The following is a 7,636-nucleotide window of genomic DNA, read 5'->3' on the forward strand; positions in this document are numbered from 1 at the left end:
AGAGGGTGTGAAGTGAACAAGTGGTGGATTCCTGCCTTGACCGCGGTGGCCGTATTGCACGGCTGTGCCAGTGTCCCGCGTGGCAACATCCCGGTGGTGGATTCGAGCACCCGGGTTTCCGACAACGAGCGGGTCATGGCCAAGCGCAACGCGGCCTACCCGACCAGCGGTGGCAGCCGCCAGTCGCAGGCGTTGCCGGAAGACTCCGGTGTCACCGTGATGATCCCGCAGGGCACCGGCGGCGCGCCGATCCAGTCGTTCCCGGCCGGTAGCAGCGCGGCGCCGATCAGCACCGGCCCGATCACTCCGGGCCCGGTCAGCAGTGGGCCGATCACCACCAATCCCAACCCGATTGCCGACGAACCGTTCGACATCGCCTCGATGAGCAAGCCGGCGCCTGTCAGTAGCGCGCCGACCGGCATCCCGCGCGCCAGCGGCGGCCTGTCTGCCGACGAGCAGCTCGACGGCCCGGTGCTGGCGCTGCTGACCACAGCCCAGCAGCAGCAGGGCAGTGGCGACTTCAACGGTGCTGCCTCCAGCCTGGAGCGTGCCCAGCGCATCGCCCCGCGCGAGCCGCAGGTGCTGTTCCGCCTGGCCCAGGTGCGCCTGTCCCAGGGCGATGCGGCGCAGGCCGAGCAACTGGCCCGCCGCGCGCTGACCTACGCCAACGGTCGTCCCGACCTGCAGGCGCAGTTGTGGAACACCATCGCCCAGGCCCGCGAGAAGCAGGGTGACAGCGCCGGCGCGGCGCTGGCGCGGCAGAAGGCGCGGGTCAACCTGTGATGGAACAGCGCATTCTCGATATCGCCGATCAACTATTGCTGATCGAGCAGGAGCTCAAGGTCCAGGGCTGGTGGAGCGACGCCCCCCCCAGTGCCGAGGCGTTGGCCAGCGTGGAGCCGTTCGCGGTGGACCGCATGAGCTTCGAACAGTGGCTGCAATGGATCTTCCTGCCGCGCATGAAGCTGATTCTCGAGCATGGGCACCCGTTGCCGAACGCCTCTGGCATCCTGGTGATGGCCGAGACGGTGTTCGTCGACCGCCCGGAACAAAGCCGCGAGCTACGGCGTTTGCTCGCAACTTTCGACCAATTGATCGCGCCTTCCGCCTGATTTCTACCGTTTTTCCTTCAAGGGCCGCAGATTGTGGCCCTTTTTTATGGAAATCTTATTTTTCCTGCTGCTGCTCGCGCCATTAGTGGTGGTGAGAATTCATCTTGATGAAAAATTGGCAATAATTTCTCTTGACTTGTGAGCGCCGAATCACAAGAATCCAGATTCCGCTGTAGAGGGACTGCCAGAAGCAGACCCGCTAAGCAGATCATGAGGCGCACACCCGCGCCGACTTGCTACACCCCGCAACGCGTTACCTCGCGCTGGGTGGGAAAGCCCGCAACACACCAGGGTATTCCCAATACTTGCTCAGTCAGTGCTGACGTTCGCTCATGCTCTGCTTGGCAGTAAACCTAATAAGACCCGCTCAGTGAGGGCGGTATTCTGGCGTTTTAGAGGTGAACAACGTGGAGCTCTTATCCGGCGCTGAAATGGTCGTCCGCTTCTTGCGCGACGAAGGCGTTAAGCACATCTACGGGTACCCTGGCGGTGCTCTCCTGCATGTTTACGATGCCTTGTTCAAGGAACCGGAAGTCCAGCACATCCTGGTTCGCCACGAACAGGCTGCCACCCATATGGCGGACGGATACGCCCGTGCCACCGGCAAGGCCGGCGTGGTACTGGTGACTTCCGGTCCAGGCGCGACCAATGCCATCACCGGCATTGCCACCGCCTACATGGATTCCATCCCGATGGTCATCCTGTCTGGCCAGGTGCCCAGCACCATGGTCGGCACCGATGCCTTCCAGGAAACCGACATGATCGGTATCTCGCGGCCGATCGTGAAGCACAGCTTCATGGTCAAGCATGCCTCGGAAATTCCTGAAGTCCTGAAAAAAGCCTTCTATCTGGCGCAATCCGGCCGTCCCGGTCCGGTGGTGGTCGACATTCCAAAAGATATGACCAACCCGGCCGAGAAGTTCGAGTACATCTACCCGAAAAAGGTCAAACTGCGCTCGTATAGCCCGGCCCTGCGTGGCCACTCCGGGCAGATCCGCAAGGCAGCCGAAATGCTCCTGGCGGCCAAGCGGCCAATCGTCTATGCCGGTGGCGGCGTGATTCTCGGCGGTGGCTCCGAAGCCCTCACCGAAATCGCCAAGTCGCTGAACCTGCCAGTCACCAACACCCTCATGGGCCTCGGTGGCTTCCCAGGTAGCGACCGCCAGTTCCTCGGCATGCTCGGCATGCACGGCAGCTACACCGCCAACCTGGCCATGCACAACGCCGACGTGATCTTCGCCGTCGGTGCGCGCTTCGACGACCGCGTGGTCAACGGCCCGGCCAAGTTCTGCCCGAACGCCAAGATCATCCATATCGACATCGACCCGGCGTCGATCTCGAAGATGATCAAGGCCGACGTGCCGATCGTCGGCCCGGTCGAGAGCGTGCTCAGCGAAATGCTCGGCATCCTCAAGGAAATCGGCGAACAGCCCGACAAGGCAGCGCTGGATGCCTGGTGGAAGCAGATCGACGAATGGCGTGGCGATGGCGAGCTGTTCCCCTACGACAAGGGCGACGGCAACATCATCAAGCCGCAACAGGTCATCGAGACCCTGTGCGAAGTGACCAAGGGCGATGCCTTTGTCACCTCCGACGTTGGCCAGCACCAGATGTTCGCGGCGCAGTACTACCGCTTCAACAAACCCAACCGCTGGATCAACTCCGGTGGCCTGGGCACCATGGGCTTCGGTTTCCCGGCGGCCATGGGCATCAAGCTCAACTTCCCCGACCAGGACGTGGCCTGCGTGACCGGTGAAGGCAGCATCCAGATGAACATCCAGGAGCTGTCCACCTGCATGCAGTACGGCTTGCCGGTGAAGATCGTCAACCTGAACAACGGTGTGTTGGGCATGGTCCGCCAATGGCAGGACATGGCCTACAACGGCCGCCACTCGCACTCCTATGTCGAGTCGCTGCCGGACTTCGTCAAGCTGGCCGAGGCCTATGGCCATGTGGGTATCCGCATCACCAGCCTGAAGGACCTCAAGCCCAAGCTCGAGGAAGCCTTCGCGATGAAGGATCGCCTGGTGTTCATCGATATCGCGGTCGACCGTACCGAGCACGTCTATCCGATGCAGATCAAGGATGGCTCGATGCGTGACATGTGGCTGAGCAAGACGGAGCGTACCTGATATGCGGCATATCATTTCCCTGCTGCTGGAAAACGAACCCGGTGCCTTGTCTCGCGTGGTCGGCCTGTTCTCCCAGCGCAACTACAACATTGAAAGCCTGACCGTGGCCCCGACCGAAGACCCGACCCTGTCGCGTCTGACGCTGACCACCGTTGGCCATGACGAGGTGATCGAACAGATCACCAAGAACCTCAACAAGCTGGTCGAAGTGGTCAAGCTTGTCGACCTCTCGGAAAGCGCTCACATCGAGCGTGAACTGATGTTGGTCAAGGTCAAGGCCACCGGCGCCCAGCGGGCCGAGATCAAGCGCACCACGGATATTTTCCGTGGCCAGATCGTCGATGTGACCGCCAGCGTGTACACCGTGCAACTGAGCGGCACCAGCGACAAACTGGACAGCTTCATCCAGGCCATCGGTACCGCATCGATTCTCGAAACCGTGCGCAGTGGAGTCACCGGCATTGCCCGTGGCGACAAAGTGCTCAGCATCTAACTTCAAAAATTAGCGATGGCTCCACTGGGGCCGAGATATAACAGGGGTGTTTCATGAAAGTTTTCTACGATAAAGACTGCGACCTTTCCATCATCCAGGGCAAGAAAGTCGCCATCATCGGCTACGGCTCCCAAGGCCACGCCCAGGCGTGCAACCTGAAGGACTCTGGTGTGGACGTTACCGTCGGTCTGCGTAAAGGTTCGGCTACCGTTGCCAAGGCTGAAGCCCACGGCCTGAAAGTGGCCGACGTGGCCAGCGCCGTCGCTGCCGCCGACCTGGTCATGATCCTGACCCCGGACGAGTTCCAGGGCCAGCTGTACAAGAACGAGATCGAGCCGAACATCAAGAAGGGCGCCACCCTGGCCTTCTCCCACGGCTTCTCGATCCACTACAACCAGGTCGTGCCGCGCGCCGACCTCGACGTGATCATGATCGCGCCGAAGGCCCCGGGCCACACCGTGCGCTCCGAGTTCGTCAAGGGTGGCGGCATCCCTGACCTGATCGCCATCTACCAGGACGCCTCGGGCAACGCCAAGAACGTCGCCCTGTCGTACGCCGCTGGCGTCGGTGGCGGCCGTACCGGCATCATCGAAACCACCTTCAAGGACGAGACCGAAACCGACCTGTTCGGTGAGCAGGCCGTGCTCTGCGGCGGTACCGTCGAGCTGGTCAAGGCCGGTTTCGAAACCCTGGTCGAGGCGGGCTACGCCCCAGAGATGGCCTACTTCGAGTGCTTGCACGAGCTGAAGCTGATCGTCGACCTCATGTACGAAGGCGGTATCGCCAACATGAACTACTCGATCTCCAACAACGCCGAGTACGGTGAGTACGTCACCGGCCCTGAAGTCATCAACGAAGAATCCCGCAAGGCCATGCGCAATGCTCTGAAGCGCATCCAGGACGGCGAATACGCGAAGATGTTCATCAGCGAAGGCGCCACCAACTATCCTTCGATGACCGCCAAGCGTCGCAACAACGCCGCCCACGGCATCGAGATCATCGGCGAGCAACTGCGTTCGATGATGCCGTGGATTTCGGCCAACAAGATCGTCGACAAGACCAAGAACTAAGGTCTGGCTCGATAGATGAAAAACGCGGCTTCGGCCGCGTTTTTTCGTTTGCGCGGCCAGCTTCTGGTATAAAGCGACCAGTGGCTCGCCGTCAGAACCTGTTTCGCGGGCCCATGTCGAACATATTCCACACTGTTGCAAGGTACTTTTCATGAGCGAACGTCCCGAAGAGCCGAACAAGCCCTCCGACGCCGAAAGCCTGCTACCTGTCGATGAGCACGTTGAAGAAGGTCATGACGCCGAAGGGCGCAAGGTCCGTCACCGCGGCATCTACCTGCTGCCCAACCTGTTCACTACCGCGAACCTGTTCGCCGGCTTCTATTCCATCATCAGCTCGATGAGCGCGCAGAGCGCCCTGAGTGCCGGCGACCCGCGCGAGGCGAGCAAGTATTTCGCCTTCGCCGCCATCGCCATCTTCGTCGCCATGGTCCTCGACGGTCTCGATGGCCGCGTGGCGCGCATGACCAACACGCAAAGTGCATTCGGCGCCGAGTACGACTCGCTGTCGGACATGGTCGCCTTCGGCGTGGCTCCGGCCTTGCTGGCATTCGGTTGGGCGCTGGGGGACATGGGCAAGGTCGGCTGGATGGTCGCCTTCATTTATGTAGCCGGTGCGGCACTGCGCCTGGCGCGTTTCAACACCCAGGTCGGCACCGCCGACAAGCGCTACTTCATCGGCCTGGCCAGCCCGGCTGCGGCAGGCGTGGTGGCGGGTACCGTGTGGGCATTCAGCGACTACGGCATCCAGGGCTCCAAGCTGTCGTTCCTGGTGGCGCTGCTGGTTGCTGCCGCGGGCATGCTGATGGTCAGCAACATCAAGTACAACAGCTTCAAGGAGCTCGACCTCAAGGGCCGCGTGCCTTTCGTCGCGATCCTCGCGGTGGTGCTGGTGTTCGCCGTGGTGTTCAGCGATCCACCGCGCATCCTGTTGCTGATCTTCCTGGCCTATGCTGCATCGGGGCCGATCCAGTTCCTGTTGCGGGCACGCCGTCGCAAATCCTGACAAGGATTTAATCGCGGAATAACCTGCCGGCTCCATAGTCTTACGTGTACATCAGTTGCCCGTGCTATGGAGCCGCCATGCTCATCAAGCTTCCCCGATCGTCCGACTGCAAAGCATCGGAGATCACCCCCGAACATCTCTACCTCTCTCGTCGCTCGTTGCTGGGTGCTGGCCTGGCGGGTATCGCCCTGGGCGGATTGCCACGCTTGAGCCTGGGGGCAGAGATGTCCCGCTACGCCGACGTCGAGGCAGGGAATGCCCCAGGTTGGTTCAGCGACAAGCTCGCCAGTGCCCGTTGGCAGGCGGTGACGGTCAGCGGCGAGGCGATCACGCCATTCAAGGATGCCACCCACTACAACAACTTCTATGAGTTCGGGCCTGACAAGGGCGATCCGGCGGCCAATGCCGGCAGCCTCAAGACCGAGCCGTGGAGTCTGGTGGTCGATGGTGAAGTGGCCAAGCCCGGTCGCTATGCGTTGGAAGATTTCATCAAGCCCTACCAGCTCGAAGAGCGCATCTACCGGCTGCGCTGCGTCGAGGCCTGGTCGATGGTCATTCCGTGGTTGGGGTTTCCGTTGGCCGAGGTGCTCAAGCAGGTGGAACCGACTTCGAAGGCACGCTACATCCGCTTCGAAACTCTGCAGGATTCGCAGCATATGCCGGGTCAACGTTCCGGTTTCGCCCTGATCAACTGGCCCTATGTGGAAGGGCTGCGCCTGGATGAAGCGATGAATCCGCTGGCGATCCTGGCGGTGGGCATGTATGGCCGTGAACTGGCCAACCAGAACGGCGCGCCGCTAAGGCTGGTGGTGCCGTGGAAGTATGGCTTCAAGAGCATCAAGTCCATCGTGCGCATCAGCCTGGTGGCGCAGCAGCCGCATACCACCTGGCAAGGGCTGGCGCCGGAGGAGTATGGCTTCTATGCCAACGTCAATCCGACGGTGGATCACCCGCGCTGGACCCAGGCGCGGGAGCGGCGTTTGCCCAGTGGGCTGTTCAGTCCGAATGTGCGCGATACATTGATGTTCAATGGCTATGCCGATGAGGTGGCTTCTTTATATAGCGGGCTGGATCTACGGAAAAACTACTGATGCGCTATCCCTGGTTTCGCCTGGGCATTTTCATTGCAGGTTGCCTGTTTCCTGCCTGGTGGTTGTATGAGGCGTTGACGGGTTTGCTTGATCCGGATCCGGGAAAAGTCCTCATGGACCGTCTAGGCCTGGGAGCGTTGGTGTTCTTGTTGATCACCTTGAGCATGACGCCGCTGCAGCGGATCAGTGGCTGGTCGGGGTGGATCGTGGTGCGGCGGCAGCTGGGGTTGTGGTGCTTTGCTTATATAGTGCTGCACTTGATGGCTTACCTGGTGTTCATCCTGGGGCTGGACTGGGGGCAGTTCGGGGTGGAGTTGCGCAAGCGGCCTTACATTATTGTGGGGGCGCTGGGCTTTTTTGGGTTGCTGGTTTTGGCGGCCACCTCCAACCGCTATAGCCAGAAGCGCTTGGGTGCGCGGTGGAAGAAGCTGCACAAGCTGGTGTATGTGATTTTGGGGTTGGGGTTGCTGCATTTTTTGTGGATTGTGCGTTCGGATATACGCGAGTGGGCGATTTATGCGGCGGTGGGCGGGGTGTTGATGGTGTTGCGGGTGCCGGTGGTGATGCGTTGGCTTGGCCGGCGGGGGAGGAGGGGATTGGGGTGATGGGGGGGGGGCTGGGGTCGTGTTGGCGTGAGAGGTGTTTGTCTGGAGGTTGCGTTTGTGGTGAGAGGTGTCCGTCGTTAGGCATTCAGCGCCTAGCAGATCGAGCGCCGCCCGCGCGGCGCTTCGCCGG

Annotated in this window: 8 protein-coding genes; all 8 read left to right on the forward strand. The window is 61.2% G+C overall.

The annotated features are described in order from the left end of the window. Positions 1-12 precede the first annotated feature (12 nt). The 8 genes from ACODS5_RS13215 (at position 13) to msrQ (ending at position 7,506) form a co-directional block, all read left to right on the forward strand. Entirely contained in the window at positions 13-783 is a 771-nt protein-coding gene (locus ACODS5_RS13215; protein WP_489108886.1) for a tetratricopeptide repeat protein, read from the forward strand. Beyond that, a complete protein-coding gene (locus ACODS5_RS13220; protein ID WP_134691541.1) occupies positions 780-1,112 on the forward strand; it encodes a YqcC family protein in 333 nt (110 codons plus the stop codon). The genes ACODS5_RS13215 and ACODS5_RS13220 overlap by 4 nt, the downstream gene beginning before the upstream one ends. A 407-nt stretch (positions 1,113-1,519) precedes the next feature. Further along, positions 1,520-3,244, forward strand: a complete 1,725-nt coding sequence (locus ACODS5_RS13225; RefSeq protein WP_489108887.1) for an acetolactate synthase 3 large subunit — start codon at positions 1,520-1,522, stop codon at positions 3,242-3,244. A 1-nt stretch (position 3,245) separates the two neighbouring features. Beyond that, the gene (gene ilvN, locus ACODS5_RS13230; RefSeq protein WP_003250040.1) at positions 3,246-3,737 is read left to right on the forward strand and encodes an acetolactate synthase small subunit; all 492 of its coding nucleotides are present in this window, start codon (positions 3,246-3,248) and stop codon (positions 3,735-3,737) included. 53 nt (positions 3,738-3,790) lie between these two features. After that, positions 3,791-4,807 carry a ketol-acid reductoisomerase gene (ilvC, locus tag ACODS5_RS13235; RefSeq protein WP_038706849.1) on the forward strand — a complete coding sequence of 339 codons (1,017 nt, stop codon included), beginning with the start codon at positions 3,791-3,793 and terminating at the stop codon, positions 4,805-4,807. A 151-nt stretch (positions 4,808-4,958) separates the two neighbouring features. After that, positions 4,959-5,810, forward strand: coding sequence for a CDP-diacylglycerol--serine O-phosphatidyltransferase (pssA, locus tag ACODS5_RS13240; protein WP_028691215.1), 852 nt, complete (start codon positions 4,959-4,961; stop codon positions 5,808-5,810). A 77-nt stretch (positions 5,811-5,887) separates the two neighbouring features. Beyond that, positions 5,888-6,901, forward strand: a complete 1,014-nt coding sequence (gene msrP, locus ACODS5_RS13245; RefSeq protein WP_489108888.1) for a protein-methionine-sulfoxide reductase catalytic subunit MsrP — start codon at positions 5,888-5,890, stop codon at positions 6,899-6,901. After that, a complete protein-coding gene (msrQ, locus tag ACODS5_RS13250) occupies positions 6,901-7,506 on the forward strand; it encodes a protein-methionine-sulfoxide reductase heme-binding subunit MsrQ (RefSeq protein ID WP_489108889.1) in 606 nt (201 codons plus the stop codon). The genes msrP and msrQ overlap by 1 nt, the downstream gene beginning before the upstream one ends. Positions 7,507-7,636: the final 130 nt, after the last annotated feature.

This window comes from Pseudomonas sp. FG47, from assembly GCF_057809115.1.